Source organism: Polynucleobacter sp. AP-Nino-20-G2, from assembly GCF_018688235.1.
Taxonomy (GTDB): Bacteria; Pseudomonadota; Gammaproteobacteria; order Burkholderiales; family Burkholderiaceae; genus Polynucleobacter.
Map to the genome: position 1 here is coordinate 1,991,174 of NZ_CP061313.1, position 22,425 is coordinate 2,013,598.

At 46.7% G+C, this 22,425-nt stretch carries 18 protein-coding genes, 1 tRNA gene and 1 pseudogene; 5 read left to right on the forward strand and 15 right to left on the reverse strand.

The features are described 5' to 3' along the window. The first annotated feature begins 116 nt into the window (after positions 1–116). From FD960_RS10360 to FD960_RS10370, 3 genes are all read left to right on the forward strand, one after another. A complete protein-coding gene (locus FD960_RS10360) occupies positions 117–545 on the forward strand; it encodes a hypothetical protein (protein WP_215299151.1) in 429 nt (142 codons plus the stop codon). A 500-nt stretch (positions 546–1,045) separates the two neighbouring features. Next, complete coding sequence (locus FD960_RS10365; protein WP_215299152.1) at positions 1,046–1,522, forward strand: Dps family protein; 477 nt, start codon at positions 1,046–1,048, stop codon at positions 1,520–1,522. A 215-nt stretch (positions 1,523–1,737) separates the two neighbouring features. Next, positions 1,738–2,709: a dienelactone hydrolase family protein gene (locus FD960_RS10370; protein ID WP_072584022.1), complete on the forward strand. Its 972-nt coding sequence runs from the start codon at positions 1,738–1,740 to the stop codon at positions 2,707–2,709. A gap of 108 nt (positions 2,710–2,817) precedes the next feature. Here FD960_RS10370 and FD960_RS10375 read toward each other — a convergent pair. The 8 genes from FD960_RS10375 to def all read right to left on the reverse strand — a co-directional run bounded on the left by FD960_RS10375 (position 2,818) and on the right by def (position 11,695). After that, positions 2,818–2,893 (reverse strand) — tRNA-Phe (locus FD960_RS10375). Between the two features lie 84 nt (positions 2,894–2,977). Continuing rightward, positions 2,978–5,182 (reverse strand): OsmC domain/YcaO domain-containing protein, encoded by a 2,205-nt coding sequence (locus tag FD960_RS10380; RefSeq protein WP_215299153.1) that lies wholly within the window; start codon positions 5,180–5,182, stop codon positions 2,978–2,980. Positions 5,183–5,294: 112 nt separating this feature from the next. After that, on the reverse strand, positions 5,295–5,978 hold the full coding sequence (locus FD960_RS10385; RefSeq protein ID WP_215299154.1) for a response regulator: 684 nt from the start codon (positions 5,976–5,978) through the stop codon (positions 5,295–5,297). A 2-nt stretch (positions 5,979–5,980) separates the two neighbouring features. After that, complete coding sequence (locus tag FD960_RS10390; RefSeq protein ID WP_371817456.1) at positions 5,981–8,209, reverse strand: ATP-binding protein; 2,229 nt, start codon at positions 8,207–8,209, stop codon at positions 5,981–5,983. A 74-nt stretch (positions 8,210–8,283) separates the two neighbouring features. Then, on the reverse strand, positions 8,284–8,865 hold the full coding sequence (locus FD960_RS10395) for a DUF4390 domain-containing protein (RefSeq protein ID WP_215299156.1): 582 nt from the start codon (positions 8,863–8,865) through the stop codon (positions 8,284–8,286). Further along, a complete protein-coding gene (gene rsmB, locus FD960_RS10400; protein WP_215299157.1) occupies positions 8,862–10,175 on the reverse strand; it encodes a 16S rRNA (cytosine(967)-C(5))-methyltransferase RsmB in 1,314 nt (437 codons plus the stop codon). Before rsmB ends, FD960_RS10395 begins: the two co-directional genes overlap by 4 nt. Then, positions 10,168–11,172, reverse strand: coding sequence for a methionyl-tRNA formyltransferase (gene fmt, locus FD960_RS10405; protein ID WP_215299158.1), 1,005 nt, complete (start codon positions 11,170–11,172; stop codon positions 10,168–10,170). Before fmt ends, rsmB begins: the two co-directional genes overlap by 8 nt. A 7-nt stretch (positions 11,173–11,179) precedes the next feature. Further along, entirely contained in the window at positions 11,180–11,695 is a 516-nt protein-coding gene (gene def / locus FD960_RS10410; protein ID WP_215299159.1) for a peptide deformylase, read from the reverse strand. A 71-nt stretch (positions 11,696–11,766) separates the two neighbouring features. Between def and dprA the strand changes: the two genes are divergently transcribed. Next, entirely contained in the window at positions 11,767–12,438 is a 672-nt protein-coding gene (dprA, locus tag FD960_RS10415; protein ID WP_215299160.1) for a DNA-processing protein DprA, read from the forward strand. A gap of 223 nt (positions 12,439–12,661) precedes the next feature. Continuing rightward, complete coding sequence (locus FD960_RS10420; protein WP_215299161.1) at positions 12,662–15,340, forward strand: DNA topoisomerase III; 2,679 nt, start codon at positions 12,662–12,664, stop codon at positions 15,338–15,340. Here the strand turns inward: FD960_RS10420 and mnmC are convergent. From mnmC to rpmH, 7 genes and pseudogenes are all read right to left on the reverse strand, one after another. Beyond that, positions 15,310–16,401: pseudogene (gene mnmC, locus FD960_RS10500) on the reverse strand (FAD-dependent 5-carboxymethylaminomethyl-2-thiouridine(34) oxidoreductase MnmC); the annotation flags it as partial. The gene FD960_RS10420 and the pseudogene mnmC overlap by 31 nt on opposite strands. A 42-nt stretch (positions 16,402–16,443) precedes the next feature. Beyond that, entirely contained in the window at positions 16,444–18,309 is a 1,866-nt protein-coding gene (locus FD960_RS10425) for a phosphoenolpyruvate carboxykinase (GTP) (RefSeq protein ID WP_215299162.1), read from the reverse strand. 87 nt (positions 18,310–18,396) lie between these two features. Beyond that, complete coding sequence (gene mnmE / locus FD960_RS10430) at positions 18,397–19,773, reverse strand: tRNA uridine-5-carboxymethylaminomethyl(34) synthesis GTPase MnmE (protein ID WP_215300688.1); 1,377 nt, start codon at positions 19,771–19,773, stop codon at positions 18,397–18,399. A gap of 41 nt (positions 19,774–19,814) precedes the next feature. Then, a complete protein-coding gene (gene yidC, locus FD960_RS10435) occupies positions 19,815–21,494 on the reverse strand; it encodes a membrane protein insertase YidC (protein ID WP_215299163.1) in 1,680 nt (559 codons plus the stop codon). 10 nt (positions 21,495–21,504) lie between these two features. Then, positions 21,505–21,852, reverse strand: a complete 348-nt coding sequence (gene yidD / locus FD960_RS10525) for a membrane protein insertion efficiency factor YidD (protein ID WP_371817431.1) — start codon at positions 21,850–21,852, stop codon at positions 21,505–21,507. Further along, positions 21,743–22,060 (reverse strand): ribonuclease P protein component, encoded by a 318-nt coding sequence (locus FD960_RS10445; RefSeq protein WP_215299165.1) that lies wholly within the window; start codon positions 22,058–22,060, stop codon positions 21,743–21,745. Before FD960_RS10445 ends, yidD begins: the two co-directional genes overlap by 110 nt. 8 nt (positions 22,061–22,068) lie before the next feature. Next, positions 22,069–22,203 (reverse strand): 50S ribosomal protein L34, encoded by a 135-nt coding sequence (gene rpmH / locus FD960_RS10450; protein ID WP_082784010.1) that lies wholly within the window; start codon positions 22,201–22,203, stop codon positions 22,069–22,071. Between the last annotated feature and the right edge of the window lie 222 nt (positions 22,204–22,425).

Consider the following 22,425-nt stretch of genomic DNA (forward strand, 5'->3'; position numbering starts at 1 on the left):
TATAAACCAGTAGCGATACATCAGCTAAAGGAAGCACTAGGTATTTAATATGTGCACTTAATCTAATATCCAGCGCCATTTTGGCTGGCTAAGCAATGATAGGGCTGGATGAGCAAATGAAAGATCGTATTCATGAATTTCTAGCCAATGGCTATTTGACTGCAACATCAATTATTAAATTTGATTGCTTTAAGTCTTATGAAGAAACTACTACCTATCTTCAAGGCGTAAACAAAATTCGTTTGGGCTATCTTTATCACTACAGCACCTTAACTTACGACGCAGACTCTGAAATACCCAAGCCTGCCGAGGATGGAAACTATTACAACCTTCCAGAGCCACTAAAAGCAATCTGCGGCGATATTTGGAAAACCATTACAGAAATACATGTGGGTGACTTTAAGTTAAGAGCAAAAGTGAAATCATTTTTTGAAGAAGACAAGAATCTAGAAATGGATGATTTTTTGTTAACTGTCGGCTTTAAGCCAACCCATCAAAATATGATTTATAGCAATGGAGTTCAAGTTACAAAACTGTCCTTTTGAAGGACATTTCTTAATGGGATATGCGAGATTAATGGATTCTAACCCTACCAAGCCTCGATAGAAAATAGCCCAACAAGTGGGCTATTGAAATTCTTGGTGGCCCGGGGCGGAATCGACCAAGGCCGAGGATTTAGATCTGCTCATCGATTTATTCGATATCCTAGTTCACTTAAATTCGTTGGACTGGTATCTCCATAAGGAACAAGATAGCTTCATCGCAACCAACAACAGATGGAGTTAAAAATGAAAATTCAAAATAGATTGGCAGCAATAGCTGAGGGCTTGTACTTCATTAATCACATATATGAGCAGGATTTGGCAACAGTCCTTAAGCCTCAAACTCAGCCCAAATAAAAGAAAGGGCTGTGGTGTTTGTAGCTGGATTGGGGGGATGTTGACCGCTGCCTACAGCGCCGCCCTATCTTTTGGTTGCGTAGTGGCGCATGATGAGCGGATGAGTAACTTCACATGAAAATTTTTACAAAAAACAGGGGCATAGAATGAGCACAAAAATAGATATTGGCATTAACGAAAAAGATCGAAAAGCCATTGCCAAAGGACTATCAGAGCTTTTGGCTGACAGCTATTCCTTATATTTGATGACGCATAACTTTCATTGGAATGTGAAGGGCCCAATGTTTAACACCCTTCATACTATGTTCATGGCTCAATATACGGAGCAGTGGGCGGCGCTCGATTTAATCGCAGAGCGCATCAGAGCACTCGGGGAGCCAGCGCCTGGCACTTATAAAGAGTTCTCAAAACTGACCTCAATCAAAGAAGTTGAAGGGGTGCCAATGGCAATAGATATGGTGAGGCATCTTGTTAAGGCTCAAGAAGCTACGGCAAAAACTGCTCGTAAACTTTTTCCCCTTGTTGAAAAAGCAAGCGATCAACCATCAGCAGATCTTCTGACTCAACGACAAGATATCCATGAGAAAACTGCTTGGATGCTAAGAAGCCTATTAGAGGAGTGAATCCAATCAATGTCGTTTAAAGCGACATTGCTTCACAAATGAAAAAACCACCCGAAGGTGGTTTTGATGTTTCTTGGTGGCCCGGGGCGGAATCGACCAGGGCCCAGGATGTCTGACTCTAGCTTCCAAGGGCTTTCCACTAAGGATCTTCGGCGTAGATTCTGCTACTATTTTTTGGCAATATAAATCAATAAAAACACTGGGGACAAAATCTAATGAAGTATTTACTTGTAGTCTTTCTGGCGGCTGTATCTTTTTGCTCGCAGGCTGGGACTGATATCGTTTACCCGCCACGCTCAGAAATCTATTCCATTCCGAGCTTAACAATATCTGACAAGCAGTTTTTGCTCGGGGACAAAAATGGCAAGGAGGTAACTGTTAACGGCATTCTTCGCTTTCCACCCAAACCAGTAAGTCAAAAAATTCCAGTCATCTTTTTGGTACACGGCTCAAGCGGTATGGGGGCAAACATCGACTATTGGTCCAATCACTTCCTAGGACAAGGCTATGCCACATTTAGTATGGATGGCTTTACAGGAAGAGGTCTAACGGTTGTGGGCCCTAATCAAGCCCTACTTGGCAGATTGAATCTTGCTCTTGATAGTTATAAAGCAATGGAAATTTTGGCTAAGCACCCACGTCTTGATTCCAACAAGTTTGTAATGATGGGCTTTTCTAGGGGCGGGCAAGCAACTCTATTCGCCAGCGTAGAGCGATTTAATAAGATGTGGAATAAGAGTGGAACTGTATTTGCCGCACACATTCCGTTTTATGCCGATTGTGTGACAAGCTACATCAGTGACACAAAGACTACTGGTAAGCCTATTCAGCTTCATCACGGCATCACAGATGACTACAACCCTATAACTGCTTGTAGAGATTACGTAGGTAAATTAAAAGCGGCCAACCAAAATGTAGAGATGTTTGAGTATGACTTTGGCCCACACGCATTTGATTCTCCATTGGGGGCCGCGCCTCCTGTAGTTTCAAAAGACGCACAAACTGTTAGGTCTTGTAGGATTGTTGAAAAGACAGCGGGCAATTTGATTAACACCCAAACAAATCAAGAGTTCAAATACTCTGATGCTTGCGTTGAGTTAAACCCTCACGTGGGCAAAGATGATGATGCTACGCAAAAGGCAACTCGAGAAATTGATGCGTTCTTAGCAAATCTATTCAAGAACTAGGCTTGCCACAATAAGGGGGTGAAAGTTGCCCCCTCATCTTTTGTCGTTTTAAACGACGTCACAAAACCACAAATGAAAAAACCACCCGAAGGTGGTTTTGATGTTTCTTGGTGGCCCGGGGCGGAATCGAACCACCGACACAAGGATTTTCAATCCTCTGCTCTACCGACTGAGCTACCAGGCCAAGACTTGGAATTATAAATGAAACTGCCTTCTGACCCAGAAAATGCAGAAAACTGCGTCAACCACCGGGCAAAAGCTCTAAATCCTATCCGTTTATAGGCAGGGCCTTGCCTCGAGCTGCATGCAATTTTCTGTAACTATCGATTAGGCGATGGTGCCTATCAAGCCCCTCCAGTTTGACGCTGGTCTGGTTCAGGCCATAGAAACGCACGCCACCATCTACTGAGCCGATTACGGCATCCATTCTCTCGTTGCCAAACATGCGGCGGAAATTGGTGATGTAGTCATCAAGCTCCAAATCATCATCCAGCAAGATCTCCAGTACCGCATCTAGGGCCTGGTAAAACAATTTGCGCTCAACGGTATTGTCGTTATATTGAAGGAAGGCACCAACTAGCTCATGCGCCTCATCAAAACGCTTTAACGCCAGCTGAATCAATAGCTTTAGCTCCAGAACGGTTAACTGACCCCAAGGCGTATTTTCATCGAACTCAATACCGATCAATGTAGCGATATCACCGTACTCATCAAGCTCGTTATTTTCTAGACGCTCAAGTAGCGCGCTTAAATCAACATGATTTAGTTGATGTAAGTTCAGAATATCGGCACGGAACAATAGGGCCTTATTGGTGTTGTCCCAAATGAGATCTTCTATTGGGTAAACCTCAGAATACCCTGGCACTAAAATCCGGCAAGCAATCGCGCCCAGCTGGTCATATACCGCGACATAAGCCTCTTTACCCATGTCTTCAAGAATGTCGAATAAAGTTGCTGCTTCCTTAGCGTTAGAGTTTTCACCATGATCAGAAAAATCCCACTCAACAAACTCATAATTTGATTTAGCACTGAAAAAGCGCCAAGACACTATTCCACTGGAATCAATAAAGTGCTCAACGAAATTATTTGGCTCGGTTACCGCCTCGCTTGCAAAAGTGGGTGGGGGTAAATCGTTTAGCCCCTCTAAGCTTCTGCCCTGTAACAACTCCGTCAAACTACGCTCTAGCGCCACCTCGAGGCTTGGGTGCGCACCGAAAGAAGCAAATACACCACCTGTTCGGGGATTCATTAGGGTCACACACATCACTGGATACACCCCTCCCAGCGAGGCGTCCTTTACCAGAACCGGAAAGCCTTGCTCCTCCAACCCTCGAATGCCAGCCAGAATGCCAGGGTATTTAGCCAGCACTTCATGCGGCACATCAGGCAAAGCAATCTCACCTTCCAGAATTTCTCGCTTTACCGCCCGCTCAAAAATTTCCGACAGGCATTGCACTTGTGCTTCGGCTAGCGTATTGCCTGCACTCATCCCATTACTCACATACAAATTCTCAATCAGGTTTGATGGGAAATAAACAATTTCACCATCCGAATGGCGCACGTATGGCAACGAACAGATACCACGCGTTGCATTTCCAGAATTGGTGTCGATCAAATGCGAGCCACGCAACTCACCATCAGGATTAAAAATATTACGGCAGTACTCATCCAAAATTTCCGTCGGAAGTGAATCATTCTTGCCCGGCTTGAACCAGCGCTCATTCGGATAGTGCACAAATGCACTATTAGCAATTTCCTCTCCCCAGAATGCGCCGGCATAAAAATGGTTATTACTTAATCGCTCAATATATTCACCTAAGGCTGATGCGAGTGCGCTTTCCTTAGTTGAGCCCTTCCCGTTGGTAAAGCACATAGGAGAGTGCGCATCACGAATGTGCAAAGACCAAACATTAGGAATAATGTTGCGCCACGAGGCAATCTCAATTTTTATTCCCAGGTTCGCCAACACACTAGACATATTGGCTATGGTTTGCTCTAGCGGGAGATCTTTGCCCACAATATAGGTGCTGGCATCCGGGGCGGCTTTTAAGGTTAAGAGCGTCTGCGCATCTGCATCCAGACTCTTAACTTCTTCAATGACAAACTCTGGTCCAGCCTGCACTACTTTTTTAACAGTGCAGCGGTCGATAGAACGCAAAATTCCCTGGCGATCTGTGGCAGAGATATCTTCAGGTAACTCAACCTGGATCTTAAAAATCTGCTGGTAACGATTTTCTGGATCAACAATATTGTTCTGTGAGAGGCGAATATTTTCGGTAGAAATATTACGAGTGTCGCAATATAACTTCACGAAATAGGCTGCACATAAAGCAGATGAGGCTAAGAAGTAATCAAAGGGGCCGGGAGCGGAGCCGTCACCTTTATATCGGATGGGCTGATCAGCAATGACAGTGAAGTCATCAAACTTAGCCTCAAGGCGGAGCTTATCGAGAAAGTTGACTTTAATTTCCATGGGGCTAGTTCCGAAAATGCTGCACAAGTGGGATGAGCGCTATTATCCGCCGCAACATCGATGCTTTTTATAAACGCAATTTAAGCAATAGACTGCCCGCTGCTTTAAGACTTTATTGTTCGCCCTTATTACGAGACGTATCGATGCCCAGGGCCTTGAGTTTGCGATAGAGATGGGTTCTTTCAAGACCAGTGTACTCAGAAATCTTGGTCATGCTGCCGCCCATGATGATCATTTGATGCTCAAAATAGGCCTTCTCAAATAGATCACGCGCTTCTCTCAGGGGTAGATCGAAGTAGGTCTTGGCAATACCGCTAATGTACTCACCCTCTGGAACAGCCGACACCGGCTCAGTGCTCGATGCTTTAGGGCTTGAGTTTGATGCTGGGGCTACGTGAGAAATTTTTTCTTCGACAGGCTCAACATATTTTGGAGAGCTCTCTAGGGCCTTGGCCACTGTCTTGAGAAGCTTCTGCAGCGCAATGGGCTTTTCCAGAAAATTTAACGCTCCGATCCGGGTCGCCTCTACCGCAGTATCAATCGTGGCATGTCCTGACATCATCACAACTGGCATTGTCAGCTGGCCAGTCTTAGACCACTCTTTCAACAAAGTAATGCCATCGACATCAGGCATCCAAATATCGAGCAACACTAAATCTGGGCGCATTTGCTCGCGTATCGTGCGCGCCTGAATGGCGCTCTCGGCCGCATAAACAGTATGGCCTTCATCCGTCAGAATCTCATTGAGAAGCTCTCGGATTCCCATCTCATCATCGACCACCAAAATACTTGCCATACCTATGCTGCCTCTTTTGCCAAATTCATAAATAAAATTGATACTTGTGCACCAGTCACTTCATCTCCCTGCATCCGGTTGCGGATTTCAATTTTCGCGCCGTGATCATCTATTATTTTTTTCACAACCGCCAACCCCAGGCCGGTGCCCTTGCTCTTAGTTGTTACATATGGCTCAAATGCTCTTGCCAATATCTTAGCTGGAAATCCGGAGCCACAATCACTTATTGTTAGGCGCACTGCATACTGTCCGACGCCATTTAACTCACCATAAGGCACCAACTCAGTTTTCACTTCTACCGGAGCATCCTGATGCCTGCCTTCAAGAGTGGCGTCTTGGGCGTTTTGCAAAAGGTTATGGATAACCTGTCTTAATTGGGTTGGGTCGCCTATGATATTTGGGCAACTTGGATCTAGTTGGGTCTTTAAGGGGCTGCCTTCGTATAAGCCCAGAATCTCCTGCGTCAAGGCATTGATTGACACTGGCTTTAGCTGGGGGCTCGGCGTTTTGGCAAAGTCTCTAAAGTCGTTCACCATTTCTTTCATTGCCTGAACCTGGCCAATGATGGTCTCAGTGCTGCGATTAATCATCTCTTCTTGCTCGGGAGTTAATTTGCCCGCCAATTTATGCTGCAACCTTTCCGCAGAAAGTTGTATCGGTGTGAGTGGGTTTTTTATTTCGTGAGCCAAACGCCTTGCAACCTCGCTCCATGCGATCGAGCGCTGAGCACTCACTACATCCGTAATATCGTCAAATACCACCATACGCAAATCGGATGTAAGTTCAGTGCCCCGCACAAATAGAGTAACGCCAAGCTCATTTTCAAATTCATTGGTGCTTTGAAGCTGAATCTGCTTTTGCCATACAGGCGCAGACTTTGATGGCTTGGTAGACCCCGAATCATCGCCTGCTCCGACCGCGAGCTTCATTGTTGCAAAACCCTCTTTGATCGCCCGCTCAAACTCCATTAGCGCAGGGCTGTCGCTTAATGGGTGACCATCTAGCTGGGTTAAATCCTGCCCAAAAATTCGATCAGCCCCCACGTTGCTAGAGACCACATTAAAGTTTTTATCGAAAATGCAAACGCCCGCCGTCAAGTTGCCAAGAACTGTCTCCAAAAAGGACTTGGATTCCTGTAGAGATGTTCGTGTATCGGCGAGCTGACGAGTCATCACATTAAATTGACGCGTGAGCATTCCTAACTCATCGCCAGTATCCAACTCTGGTTTGGGTGATAGATCGCCCTGAGCAACCGCCTGCGTGCCCTTTAGCAACATCAATAATGGCCGCGCTAATTGGCGCCCAAGCAATAAAGCCAAAATCACTGCAACAAATAAGGCGAAAAATAGCGTCAGTGTTAAGGTGCCCACAAACATTTTTCGCAAACCTGTGCGTCCCAGAGATTTCTCTTGATATTCGCTATAGGCAGACTCAACAGCAAGAATATTCTTGGCTAAAGGGCTGGGAATGAATCGTACTAGCTGTAAAAAATATCTATCTTCCCCATCTTTGCCAGAGTCCACCTTGCTTTGATTGGGCTTTTTTCTTACGATGGGCACAATCGCTCTTACGCGATAGCCAAGCTGTCCGCCCACATCCATCTGATCTACAAATGTCATACCCTTCTTTTTAAATGCTTCCGTAATCACATCAGGGCTAGGTGCGGGCAAATATTTTTTGGGCTTAAGTTCACTCGAAATAATCATATTGCGCTGCATATTGAAAAGGCTCACCTCTTGAATACCAAATTGATTACGAATCTTCATAACCATGGCGCCCACCTGATCAGAGCTTGTGCCCGAAGGAACCTGAGTAACCTGTTCAGCGATGAAATTACCCTCGGCCAAGATCTCTTCTTGTGCAACCTGCAGAGTAACGCGCCCCAACTCCAAACCGGAGTTCAGTGCAGACTCGACCTTTACATCAAACCAGGTTTCAATACTGCGAGAGACGAACTGCAAAGAGACGCCATACAGAATGAGTCCCGGTACCACACCAACCAAAGCAAAAATCATTGCTAACTTTGCAACTAAGCGGGTGCCAAAACGGCCCTTATGCCACCGAATCGCAATCACGACGATCAAAGTCAAGATGACTAAGACCAAACAAATTCCAATCACCACGTTGGCCGCATAGAGCCAAATAAAATACTTATCAAAAAATTCTGTATTAGATGAGGCAATCGATAGCAGAATGAGAAGCAAGAGCGCAAAGGCACCAATGATTGCCATGGATATCGGGAGAGCGCGTCTTTTCCAAACCTCTTTTTCGAAAGTCGCGGACTCCAGAAAGGTAAAAGAAGGCTTCATCGTTTAATCACGTTTGGGCCGTTTGGTAAAAACGGAAAGCGCAGCCAGTCACTTGAAACATTCCAATCGCGATTGTTCAAGGCATTGATCTGAAATGGCTTAGGTAGCTTACTGATATCCAAGGTCATCCTCAAGGCTGCCGTATAAGATTTGCTTGGGTCTATTTGACTGTTATCAATCACCCGCCAACCACCAATACTTCCAACCGCCTGCAGAGCCTCGAAAATCGTTTTTGCCGAAAACGTAAACCCTTCGGAAGCGATACGGTATTGCTGGGTCAAGGGCTGATAGGAGAGGCGAATCTGCCGCTGAGCAAGCGCCGGCTTTTCATCAAACCAGTACCAGCGTGAGCGGGTTAAATCAAACTCGGTTTGAAAATACAGGACAACACCTTTTTGCACAGCGTCTTCCAAGCCTGGTGCGAGTTCAATCTGAAATGTGGCATTTAATAGCCAGTCGTTATCCACCCGCTCCAGCTCGACGGATTTAATTTTGATTCCTTCTGCATTGGCGGCAACAGAAAATACACTCATCGCCAGCAAGCAAGCAAAGATGAATTGTTTAATACGTTGGCTCATGGCCCATTTTTCTTAAACAAAGCATAGTAAAACCCGTCATTTAACTCGGTCGGCAAAATCTGTCCCGGGGCACTTAATCGTAACGCATCGGCATGCTCCGCCGCAAACCAGATTGCCTGCTCCTCACCCTCTTCAGGGAAAACAGAACAAGTTACGTATAGCAGCAACCCGTCTGACTTCAGCATCTTCCACGCCTGCGTCAGAATAGCGCGCTGACGCTGTTGCAAGGCCTTAATATCCGCCTCACGCCGCAAAAATGGAATGTCGGGATGTCGCGCCACAATGCCAGATGCTGAACATGGCGCATCCAACAAGATTTTGTCGAATGGTTTGCCATCCCACCAGGCTGATTTAGAGGCATCCCCACGCACCACCTTCACGCTATCAGACTGCAGACGCAAACGATCTAAGTTGCCACCTATTTTGCCTAGGCGCTGACCATCTAACTCTAGAGCAATCATCTCGCACTGGGCCAACTCCAATATATGGGCTGTTTTTCCACCCGGCGCAGCACACGCATCCAAAATATGCTCGCCCGGCTTGGGATCTAGCAAGATTGCGGCCAGTTGTGCCCCAGCATCCTGAACCGAAACGGCGCCACTATAGAAGCCCGGTAAATCAGAAACGGGGACTGGTTCACGCAACAGCAACGCGGAATCTAATGCAACATCCGCAATGTGGGTAATTGGCTCTGTAGCAATTCCTGCCTGTTGTAAAAGGTCTTGATATTCCTGACGACTATATTGACGAGCATTTACGCGCAAAATTAAGGGTGCGCGTTGCGCCTGTTGGATCAACAGGGCCTGCCAAACTTTCGAATAATTTCGTTTTAAGCTCGCTCGCCACCAAGGCGGAAAAAACATTGGGACAGGGTCTGGTGGATAAGGTTTTTCGCGCTCAGCCTGCACCACAAGGCTCACTTTGCGCAATACCGCATTCATCAAACCCTTTGCATACATCGTTGGCTCATACTCACTACAAGCCTTCACCGCTTGATCTACGATCGTGTGAGCGGCATAACCTTTGCCTTCAGACTCACTCTGCAAGAACAATGCAATTGCCACACTGAATACATACTCCACCTCTGGCGGCGGAGCTTTCGGAATGAATTCTTTAATAAGCTCATGGGATCTCACCCACTTCCTTAAGGCATCGAAGGTTAAGCTTTGAACAATTGGTCGTTCGTGTGCGTCTAGCTGATCGAGTACCTCAGTAAGAGAGCGTCCAGCCATCACTTCGCCAATGGCTTGTGCTGAAATCGTAATGGCCTCGGAAAGGGGGAGACTGCGTGGTGTTTTTAAATCAGTCAAATTTTTCTTTCTGGAACTGCATTATTTTTTCTTGCAAGTAATAAGGTGAAAGACATGCGCTCGCGCCGATCCTTTTCCCACCAGGCTTTTGCATTTCTAGAATCTCGATGACACCTTGTCCGCACTGAACATACACGCTGCTTGCATTAAGCCCCAAAACCTCACCCGGACGATTCGTTTGCACAATCTGCGATGCATCAGGCAAAGCAGAATTCCAAAACTTCAAGACATCGCCATTTAAAGTGCTGGTTGACCCAGGGAAGGGATTAAAGGCCCGAATTCTACGATCAATTTCTACTGCACTTAATTGCCAATCGATTTCCGCTTCACTCTTCAGAATTTTTTCTGCATAAGTTACTCCTACGGAGAGCTGGGGAACTCTTTCGAGATTTACTTTTTGATCAAGCGCATTTAATACCTCGACCATCAGCCCCGCACCAAGATTGGCCAAACGATCGTGTAATGAAACGCTGGTTTCTTGTGGCGAGATCGCAACCTCTCTTACCAATACAACATCACCAGTATCTAAGCCCGCATCCATTTGCATAATGCTCACGCCGGTCTTCTCGTCACCACTCGCAATAGAGCGTTGAATTGGGGCTGCACCACGCCAGCGAGGCAAAAGAGATGCATGAATATTAAAGCAGCCGTATCGATCATCTTTAGACGCAATATCCAAGACGTCCTGTGGAAGAATCAAGCCATAAGCAACCACCACCATCGCATCAAATTCTGTCTCTAACAGTCGGAGGTATGCCTCTTGTGCTGCGGCACTTTTTAAAAAATCCGAATGAGATCGTTTCAATGTTTCCGGCTGCAGCACCGGAATATTTTTTTCTAGAGCGAATTGCTTCACCGGGCTTGCCTGCAAGTGCATTCCCCTGCCAGCACGACGATCGGGTTGCGTTAACGCAAGAACAATTTCATGGCCGGCTTGATCAATCGCGCGCATTGCATGCGCAGCGAACTCTGGAGTGCCCGCAAAAACAATTTTCATTGGGCGCTTAACGCTGACCTATTAATTCTTTTGCGCGTTTTTTCATTTTGAGTGAAATTCGATTGCGCTTCAGGATAGAAAGATATTCTACAAAAACTTTGCCCCGCAAATGATCCATCTCGTGCTGCAAGCAAACGGACAGCAAACCGTCTGCCTCTATTTCAAATGATTTTCCATTGATGTCGAGCGCTCTCACTCGCACCACCGCGGGACGATCAACCTCATCGTAGTATTCGGGCACAGAAAGGCAACCTTCTCGCCAAGATTTTTTCTCTGGGCTAGCCCAAACTAACTCGGGGTTAATAAACACCATTAATTCATCTTGGTTGTCGGATACATCTATGACAACAATCTGTTCGTGTATATCAACCTGAGTTGCGGCAAGACCAACGCCGGGGGCGTCATACATAGTCTCAGCCATATCGGAAACAATCTTCTTAATGCGATCGTCAACCTGCGTTACGGGTTTTGCAACCTTCAGTAAGCGTGGGTCTGGGTAACAAAGGACAGTTAATAAAGCCATGTGGGAATTATCCAACAGAGTAATCCGCCTGTCCCGATAGTTCTTACCAGCGCCAAGCAGAAAATCTCCACATGCCCACCTCCCCAAACACCAACATCGCCCGTCTTGACCGATCCAATCCCCACTACCCTTCTCGCCTTAACGATTTAAGCGATCCCCCTCGCTCGCTCTATATATATGGTGAGCCGCGCCTATTGAATTTGCCCATGATTGCTATCGTAGGTTCGCGAGCTGCCAGCCGAGATGGCCTTAAAAATGCCATCCATTTTGCGCAGGCCCTATCCAAAGCAGGTCTTCTGGTTATTTCGGGGCTTGCGCGAGGAGTGGATGGAGCGGCACATCACGGGGCCCTTCAGCTTGGGCCTGACTACACAACCCTAGCGGTATGCGGCACCGGTCTCGATATGGTTTATCCACCAGAGCATATGGATTTAGCGAGGCTGATAGGCCAAAGGGGTTTGCTTATCTCTGAATTGGCGCCCGGAGTTGGCCCAAAGGCGAGCCATTTTCCCCGTCGAAACCGCTTAATCGCCGCTCTTTCGCTTGGGGTACTAGTAATTGAGGCCGCCGAAAGATCTGGCTCCCTGATCACGGCAAGGTTGGCGGCGGAACTTGGTCGCGAGGTTTTTGCAGTTCCAGGGCCCATCCACAACCCCCAAGCTAGGGGTTGCCACCAACTAATCCAGCAAGGGGCTAAGCTGACCCAAACCCCTCACGACATCCTTGAGGAGCTGAAAATATAGGCAAAAACCCCATTTAAACGCCTTTAAATAGGGTTTTTGATAAAAACAACGCCCGCAATAAGCCTTAAAAAGAGGTCAAAAAGAGGAGATTTTGGACTTTTAACAATTTATCGGTTAATAATAAAAAAGGGGCATCGAAATGGCCGGACCAAGATTTTGTTTAAATTGGTCGTCCGTTTTACCCAGAAAAACATCATTTCAAGCTCAAATTTAGGCAAAACGCGTGGCTACTAAAGCATCTACCAAAAAAAGCACCTCCAAGACCTCATCAGCGGACCACCCTAAGGCGCTCATCATCGCGGAGAAGCCCTCGGTAGCGAATGACATTGCCAAGGCATTGGGTGGCTTTACAAAGCATGAGGACTATTTTGAGAGTGATGACTATGTTATTTCATCAGCAGTAGGCCACCTTCTAGAGATTGCCGCCCCAGAAGAATTCGATGTAAAGCGTGGCAAATGGTCTTTTGCCAACCTACCGGTTGTCCCCCCTTATTTTGAATTGCGCCCAATCGCCAAAACGGAATCCCGTCTAAAGGTTTTGCAAAAACTGATCAAGCGCAAAGATATCAATGAACTCATCAACGCATGTGACGCGGGACGCGAGGGGGAGTTGATATTTCGCCTAATCGCTCAGCATGCTAAAGCGCCGCAAGTGGTTAAGCGCCTTTGGCTGCAATCCATGACACCCGCCGCCATTCGCGATGGCTTTGCTTCATTGCGTAGTGACAGTGAAATGCAGCCCCTAGCAGATGCCGCACGCTGTCGTTCTGAGGCTGACTGGTTGGTTGGCATCAATGGCACGCGCGCTATGACAGCGTTCAACAGCAAGAGTGGTGGGTTTTTCCTAACGACCGTTGGTCGCGTTCAAACACCAACACTTTCAATCGTAGTTGAACGTGAAGAGCTTATTCGCAAATTTGTCTCCAAGGATTACTGGGAAGTCAAAGCGGAATTTATTGCCGCTGCCGGCATATATGAAGGCCGTTGGTTTGACCCTAAATTTAAGAAAGATGTAGCCGAGCCAGATGCTCGTGAGAATCGCCTTTGGAGCGAAGCCGCGGCGCAAAGTATTGTTGCTGCCTGTCGCGATAAAAAGGCAAATGTTAAAGAAGAGGCGAAACCCGCCACTCAACTAGCGCCGCAGCTATTTGATTTAACAAGTCTGCAACGCGAAGCTAACGCTCGCTTTGGTTTCTCAGCAAAAAATACCTTGGGCTTGGCGCAGGCTTTGTATGAGCGCCATAAAGTGCTCACCTATCCACGAACCGATGCCAAAGCATTGCCCGAAGACTATTTGGATACGGTAAAACAAACAATGGAAAACCTTGCAGAGCATTCGCAAGACTATCGTCCATTTGCTAAACAAATTTTGCAAGGCGACCCTAAGGATCCAAAAGCAAAGGCTGGGTACGGCTGGATTAAACCAAACAAACGTATTTTTGATAACTCCAAGATTTCTGATCACTTCGCGATCATTCCAACCTTGGAATCCCCAAGGACTTTAAGCGAACCAGAGCAGAAGTTATACGACCTAGTTGTGCGTCGCTTCTTGGCTGTTTTCTATCCAGCCGCTGAGTTCCGCGTAACTACACGCATCACAGAAGCATCCGGCCATCACTTTAAAACCGAGGGCAAAGTTCTAGTCAACCCAGGCTGGCTCGCTGTTTATGGAAGATCCAACCAGGCAGATGACGAGCTGGTTCCCGTTCAAGAAGGTGAAGTTGTTCAAAATGAATCTATTGCGGCAATTCCTTTAAAAACCAAACCCCCCGCTCGATACACCGAGGCAACTTTATTGTCCGCCATGGAGAGCGCTGGCAAATGGGTTGATGACGATGAAATGCGTGAGGCGATGGCGGAGAAGGGCTTGGGCACACCAGCAACTCGCGCAGCTATTATTGAAGGCTTACTTGCTGAAAAATACATGGTTCGTGAAGCGCGCGAACTCATTCCTACTGCAAAAGCCTTTCAATTAATGACACTCTTACGCGGCTTAGATGTTGAGGAGCTTACTAGACCAGACCTCACAGGTAGCTGGGAAAACAAGCTCTCACTTATAGAACGCGGTGAGATGAATCGCAACACATTTATGCAAGAAATCGCACAGATGACGCAACGCATTGTTAAGCGCGCAAAAGAATATGACAGCGATACCATTCCCGGGGATTACGCTACGATGTCCACCCCTTGCCCACACTGCAAGGGGCCGGTTAAAGAAAACTATCGTCGCTTTGCCTGTGAAAAATGTGGCTTTACTATTAGCAAAACGCCTGGCGGTCGCGCATTTGAATATCCAGAAGTTGAAGAGTTGTTGCGCGAAAAAACGATTGGGCCACTGCAAGGCTTCCGCAGCAAAATGGGTAGACCATTTGCCGCCATTATTAAGCTCAGTGAAATTCCCGAAGATGATGCCGATTATCCAAATGCGGGCTTCAAACTAGAGTTCGATTTTGGCAATACGCAAGAAGATGAATCTGAGGCAATCAACTTTACGGGCCGACAAGCATTGGGAGTTTGTCCGAAATGTTCTGGTGCAGTATATGAAGATGGCATGCGTTACTTATGCGAAAACAATACTGGGCCCAACAAAACTTGTGACTTCAAAACAGGCAAAGTTGTTTTGCAACAAGAAATTTCTGCTGAACAAGTACAAAAATTACTTAAAGAAGGCAAGACCGATCTATTAACAAACTTTAAGTCCAACCGTACAGGTCGTGGCTTTAAAGCCTACTTGGCTTTGGGTGCTGACGGCAAGATTGGCTTTGAGTTTGAAGCTAAAGCTCCTAAGGCGGAGGGTGCCGCTAAGGCCCCGGCAAAGAAACGTGCCGGCGCAAGTGCGGCAACTAAATCTGCCGCAAAACCCAAGCGCGCAAGCAAAGCAAAATCATCCTCAAGCACTTGAGCAGTAATTAATTTGGCTGCTAACGCAGACCAAAGCACACCTCTCGACCCCAGGGCAGTCGCTATAAAAATCCCTGGGCGTTGAGTAAGGGCGCCAATGATTGGCAGGCGATCTCCCGCTACGCAGCGCACGCCCACAAAGCTGCCCGCCTTTTGAAGTTGAGATGCGTTTCCTTCAACATAATTTAATAAGCCCTTGGCCTGCTCGCGATTAAAGTCATCACTAGAGCTCCAATCGCCTAGATCGTTTTCGCCCTCATCAAAACTAGATCCGACTATCCAGCGATAACTGCCATCCTCCAGCTTTTTTGCGGGCAGACAATAACCATCGCCCGATATTGCAGTATTCGGTAATTTATCTGCCCATGGATCGTTTGCTGCAACCGAAAAAATGCTGAGCTGCCCACGAACCGGTCTGAGTGGCAATCGAATATCAATACTAGCCAGCAAACTCTTGCTTTCGATTGACGCGGCAATTACGACTTGATTTGCAGTAAGGCAGGCTTCATTTTTTTGATTGAACAGCGTCCAAACATCGCCTATTTTTTCTAATCGAACTATTGGAGTATCCCAACAACAAGTAAGTTTCGGGTGGGGCTTTAAGGCGTCGTATGTTACCTGGGGCAAACTTAAGGAAGCGCCACGCGGAAGCCATGTGCCATTTTGTGCGATTCCACACGCGAGCTTTGCCTCATCAGCAGGTAGCGCTTGCGCCATGTCACTATCAAGTTCTAAGGTTCGCAAATAATTAGCAAGCTCTTCTTGATTAAATGCCTTATCTTTTTTTGCCGGCTGAAATATTCCATGCTGATTCCAACACTTTCCCCAGCGTGCTTCTGCCATTAAAAAAGCAATGCGGGTTAAGCGCAATAAGCGAGGGGCACCCCTCCCAATATGAGGATGTGCTATTGCGAAAGCATGGCTGGAACATTGGGTGGCGGGAGAGGATGCGGCATCAACAACACATACCGCCTCACCACGCTCAAGCAACTCATTGGCAATGGTTGCGCCTGCAATGCCCGCCCCAATCACCACGATTGCATGGTGTTGGGGTAGGGTCATTAAATACAGTTATTTAAAATACTGTTAAAAGCTAGGGGTGGCCTAGGCATTTAAACGCTTTTCAATATTGCTACGGGCATCAAGCAATTCTTTTGGCAAACGATCGCCAAGATGCTCGAATAACTCGGAATGGAGCTTGAGTTCATTCTTCCAATCATCCGCCGCCACTGCAATAGCTTTCTCAAACTTTTCAACTGGAAAATCCAAGCCATCCCAGTGCATGTCAGCGTGCTCGGGGCAAATACCAAATACAGTTTCAGTGCCTTTTGCTTTGCCTTCTGCGCGACCCAAAATCCAAGAGAGAACGCGCATGTTTTCTCCAAAACCAGGCCACACAAATTTGCCAGCCTCATCTTTGCGGAACCAGTTCACACAATAGATCTTCGGCAATACGGCGCCTTCTGCAGCAAGCTTGCTACCGATGTTCAACCAGTGCTGGAAATAATCACTCATGTTGTAGCCGGCAAACGCAATCATCGCAAATGGATCGCGACGAACCACACCAACCTGGCCAGTAATCGCAGCGGTAGTTTCTGAACCCATTGTTGCTGCCATGTATACGCCCTCTACCCAATCACGAGCCTCGCTTACTAAAGGCACGGTATTTGAGCGACGACCGCCAAATAGGAAAGCATCAATCGCAACACCTTCTGGATCATCCCAGTTAGGATCAACCGCAGGGTTGTTTGTAGCGGCAACAGTAAAGCGTGAATTTGGGTGAGCCGCTTTGCGTCCGGCAGCGCCATCCGCCGGAGTCCAGTCCTTGCCTTGCCAGTCAATTAAATGTGCTGGAGGTGTGTCGGTCAAACCTTCCCACCAAACATCGCCATCATCCGTTAAACCGACGTTAGTGAAGATCACGTCTTGGTTTAAAGAGTCTAAACAGTTTGGATTGGTTTGACGGTTTGTGCCCGGAGCAACGCCAAAGTAACCAGACTCTGGGTTAATGGCGAACAAGCGGGTTTTGCCAGTGACTGGGTCTTTGCGTGGTTTGATCCATGCAATGTCATCACCAACAGTCGTTACTTTCCAACCCTCAAAACCTTTTGGCGGGATCATCATGGAGAAGTTTGTTTTTCCACAAGCAGATGGGAACGCTGCGGCAATATGGTACTTCTTACCTTCTGGTGATGTAACACCCAAGATCAGCATGTGTTCAGCCAACCAACCTTGATCGCGCCCCATATTGGATGCAATGCGCAACGCAAAACATTTTTTACCTAACAGTGCATTGCCGCCGTAACCAGAACCAAAAGACCAAATCTCACGAGTCTCTGGGTAATGAACAATGTATTTATTTTTATTGTTAGGCCATGCAACATCTTTCTCGCCAGCAGCCAAGGGCTTGCCAACAGTATGAATACAAGGCACAAACTCACCATTGGATCCAAGCTGATCGATCACCGCTTTGCCCATACGAGTCATTAAGCGCATGTTAATGGCCACATAAGGACTATCGGACAACTCAACACCGATGTGAGCGATAGGTGAGCCAATCGGACCCATTGAGAATGGAACTACATACATTGTTCTGCCGCGCATGCAGCCATCAAATAATGGGTTCAAAGTTGCGCGCATTTCGCTTGGCTCTACCCAGTTATTGGTAGGACCGGCGTCCTCCTTCTTTGCGGAGCAGATGAAGGTGCGATCTTCTACGCGTGCAACATCATCTGGGTCAGATAAGGCTAAGAAAGAGTTTTTACGTTTCGCAGGATTCAGGCGCTTGAAAACACCTGCCTTAACCAAGAGCTCGCAAAATTCATCGTATTCGGCCTGTGAGCCGTCGCACCAATGGATCTTGTCTGGCTTAGTGAGGGCGGCTACCTCTGCAACCCATTGAATCAATTGCTGATTTTTTACGTAATCGGGCGCATTGACATTAATTTGCCCATTAGTGCTTGTGGTCATGAGAGTCCTATGAAGTAGTAATTTTTGATCGCACGATTTTAACATTTTGGGCATATTTATACGGCCGCCCAAGCAAGTGCAAACCCTTTACTTGCCAATGCAAAATTGACTAAATATCTTGCCCAGCAGATCGTCTGGGAGCAGCTTACCGGTAATTTGCCCAAGATGATCTTGTGCTAAACGGAGCTCTTCTGCAAACAACTCCAGCGAAATGTTGCCATCTTTTGCGAATTGCTCGGATTTTTCTAAATGTTCAGCAGCCCTATTTAGGCAGTCTATGTGACGTCGGCGCGCGATGATGGCACCCTCCTGCGCACCACCCCAGCCCACCGCCCCTAAGATTTCCCGCTTTAGAGAGGGGAGACCAGCACCCGTTTTGGCTGAAATAAATAAGGTTTTGCCCTCTTGACTCGCTTGCGTCACATCCAGTAAATCGGATTTATTGCACACCTCTAGAACTGGGCACTTAGGGGGAAGCGCATCCAGTATTTGATTCCGAAGTTCTACAGATGTGGAGCCCTCTAAAGAATTGCTTGAGGCAGCATCTCGAAGAAAAATGACTAAATCAGCAGAACGAATGGCATCCCAAGAACGCTCAATGCCCTTAGCCTCAACCAAGTCAGTTGTCTCCCTCAATCCAGCAGTATCAATAATATGCATGGGCACACCTTCGATGCTGATGCTTTCTTTTACGCGATCACGCGTGGTGCCAGCAATGGGGGTAACAATCGCAACCTCTTCTCCAGCGAGCCGATTTAATAATGAGCTTTTGCCCACGTTCGGGGCGCCAGCCAAAACCAATTGAATCCCGTCACGCAAAATTTTTCCCTGTTTTGCGCCCTCCCTCAGGGATTGGAGCTTTTGCATCACCGCAGCAAGTCGATCACGTGCGTGCGCATTCTCTAAAAACTCAATTTCCTCCTCTGGAAAATCTAACGTAGATTCAACCAAAATTCGAAGTTGCGTAATCTCTTCTATCAAACTATTGATATCGCTTGAAAATGCGCCCTGCAATGAACGAGCTGCGCCACGAACTGCAGCCTCACTTTGAGCATCAATCAAATCAGCAATTGCCTCTGCTTGCGCCAAATCAATTTTGTCGTTCAAATAAGCTCGCAGAGTGAACTCGCCCGGCTCCGCAATCACAAGACCCTGCTCTTTTCCCAGCTCAAGGCAGCGCTTCATGACCAACTCTAAAAGTTGTGGTCCGCCATGACACTGCAACTCCAGAACATCCTCCCCCGTAAACGAGGCGGGTGCTGAAAAATAAATTGCGATTAACTGGTCAATTGATTCGCCACTACCATCTCGAAGAGTTAACAGATTGGCCTGTCGAGGAAGTAGGACTTTATGAAATAAAGCTTTTGTAATCGGTTTTAAGTCGGATCCACTGATACGAACGACGCCGACACCGGCCTTACCTGGAGCGGTAGCAACCGCAATGATGGGCAACTTTCTGGTCATCATTGCGGATAGCCCCTATTAATATCTCAGCAGCTAAAAACTTATTTAGCGGGCTTCTTTCCAAACATTTGATTGATCTGCCATTGCTGAGCAATCGAAAGTAGGTTATTCACAACCCAATACAAAACCAAGCCAGCAGGGAAGAAGAAGAACATCACCGAGAAAACCAGTGGCATGTACATCATTACTTTTGCCTGAATTGGATCAGGTGGAGTTGGGTTTAGTTTTGTTTGAACAAACATCGAGACAGCCATAATGATTGGCAAGATGTAATAAGGGTCGGGTACTGACAAGTCATGAATCCACAAAACCCATGGGGCGTTGCGCATCTCTACAGAAGAGAGGAGCACCCAATATAAAGAAATAAATACTGGTATCTGAATTACTACCGGCAAGCAACCACCCAAAGGATTAATTTTTTCCTTGCGATACATCTCCATCATTGCTTGATTTAACTTTTGTGGCTCACCCTTGTATTGCTCCTTCATAGCGAGCAAGCGTGGCTGAACTTCTTTCATGCGAGCCATGGACTTATAGCTCGCCGCTGAAAGTGGGAAGAAAACCAACTTAATGAGAATGGTCAAAAGAATGATTGACCAGCCCCAGTTGCCAACATAGGCATGAATATTTTCTAACAACCAAAAAATAGGTTTAGCAAGAATGGTGAGGTAGCCATAGTCTTTTAATAAGGCAAAGCCTGGGGCGATTGTTTCCAAGACACTTTCTTCTTGTGGACCAACAAATAGTCTTGCCTTTTCAACAACAACCGCGCCCGGAGCCACGACACCCAAAGGTGTTTGCATACCAATGCGATATAAGCCGTTATCAATTCTTCCAGCGTAAATATCGCGAGCGAATTTGTCGCCAGGAATCCAAGCGCTTGCGAAATAATGCTGAACGATTGCAACCCATGCAGGATCGCCAGCAGCAGCCTGGGTTGGAATAGTAATTTTATTTTTATCAATTGCTGTGAACTCCAGCTTATTGAATTTTTCTTTATCGGTATACGCAGCGGGGCCAGTAAATGTGCTTGCGGAGAATGCGCCGCCAAAAGGTCCAATTTTTTGCTCTTGCGATGCGTCACGCACCAACTCTGTGTAGAGCACCAATGGATTGGTGTTGACGGTCGATTGCGTTACGCGATGGCCGATCTCAACAACATAACTTCCGGGGTTAAGGATGAAAGTTTTCTCAAGCTTGACACCATTGCGCTCACTTGCCAAAACAATAAACGGTCTGCCTGAGCCATCTTTACCAGATTGCGCCAATTTAAAGTTGCTCGTGTGGTTTGGTAGGTCTGCATTTCCGAGAGAAATCAAACCTGAACGGGCAAAGTATTTATGGGTTGGTGTGTACTGAAATAACTCTACTGGCTTCTTATCTGCGGTCAACTGCTTAGTCAGCTTTGCATCCACTACATTTGCGCCGTTAGCGCTAATCTCTAAAACCAACACGTCGTTTTGCAGTACAAACTTTTCCGATGTTTCAATGTCGCCAGAATTAATGTTGGGGGTTTGAGCAATCGCAGGAGTGGTAGAGCCTGGAAGTGGCGCCGGAGTGTCTACCTTAGTGGGTGAGGCCTTGTCATTTGTTGCGACAACACTGCTGCTTGGGTTGCCACCAAATAAGGATGGCTTACCTTCATGAACCTGCCAATTGTTGTAGAGCATGAGGGCAGACATTGAAAATACCGCCCAAAGAATCGTTTTTTTAAAGTCCATTTGCATTCACTTAATAATGAGATGTTTGTTTTACAGCGGGGTCATGACCACCTTGTGACCATGGATTGCAACGCAAAATACGCCAGACCATCATTCCAAAGCTTTTAAAAAATCCGTAATGAGCAAAACAGTCGCATGCATACTGCGAACAAGAGGGCTCAAACTTACAATGCATTCCCACAAATGGGCTGAGTGTTACTTGATAAAGCCTCACCAAATTAATGGCGACCTTGTTTAACAGGCGCACGTTAAATAAGCCCTGCAACTTGCGTTCGCAGAACTTCTTTTTCTTTTCTTCTGAGTCTGCCGCGGGTTTCGCGACCAATTGGCTTTTTAAGCTTAACAACAACATCACCATTAAGGCCTGTTGCTTGAGCGGCTCGAACCATTTCACGGATCATGCGCTTTAATTGGTTGCGATCTACCGCACGTTTAGCTAATTTTTTAGCTACCGCAATACCCAAATCTGGCTTTGCGCCTTGTTCTGAAAATGCAAAATACAAACCCCAATACAAACTTGTCTTGGGGCGTGTTTTTAGTAACTCAGAAATCCTAGCGCTGTTCAACGATTAAATTAAACAGCTAGACGTTTGCGGCCTTTAGCGCGACGTGCATTTAATACTGCGCGTCCACTCTTAGTTTTCATACGTACACGGAATCCGTGGGTACGTTTGCGACGTGTTACTGAGGGTTGGTATGTTCTTTTCATGATTCATCCTGCAAAACCCCGTATTTTCCTTGTTGCAAAGCAAAAGGTCAACCGATACCGATGAATATATAGGTATTTTTCTCTACTTTGGTGGTTTAAATTAGCTAAACCTCTGTTTTTAATGACTTTTATAGTTTTATACACAAGTTATCCACAGGTTTTCCACGTTTTTGCAGCTTGTGGATAACTTTATGGGATCGCTACAATGGATCCTCCAAAAAT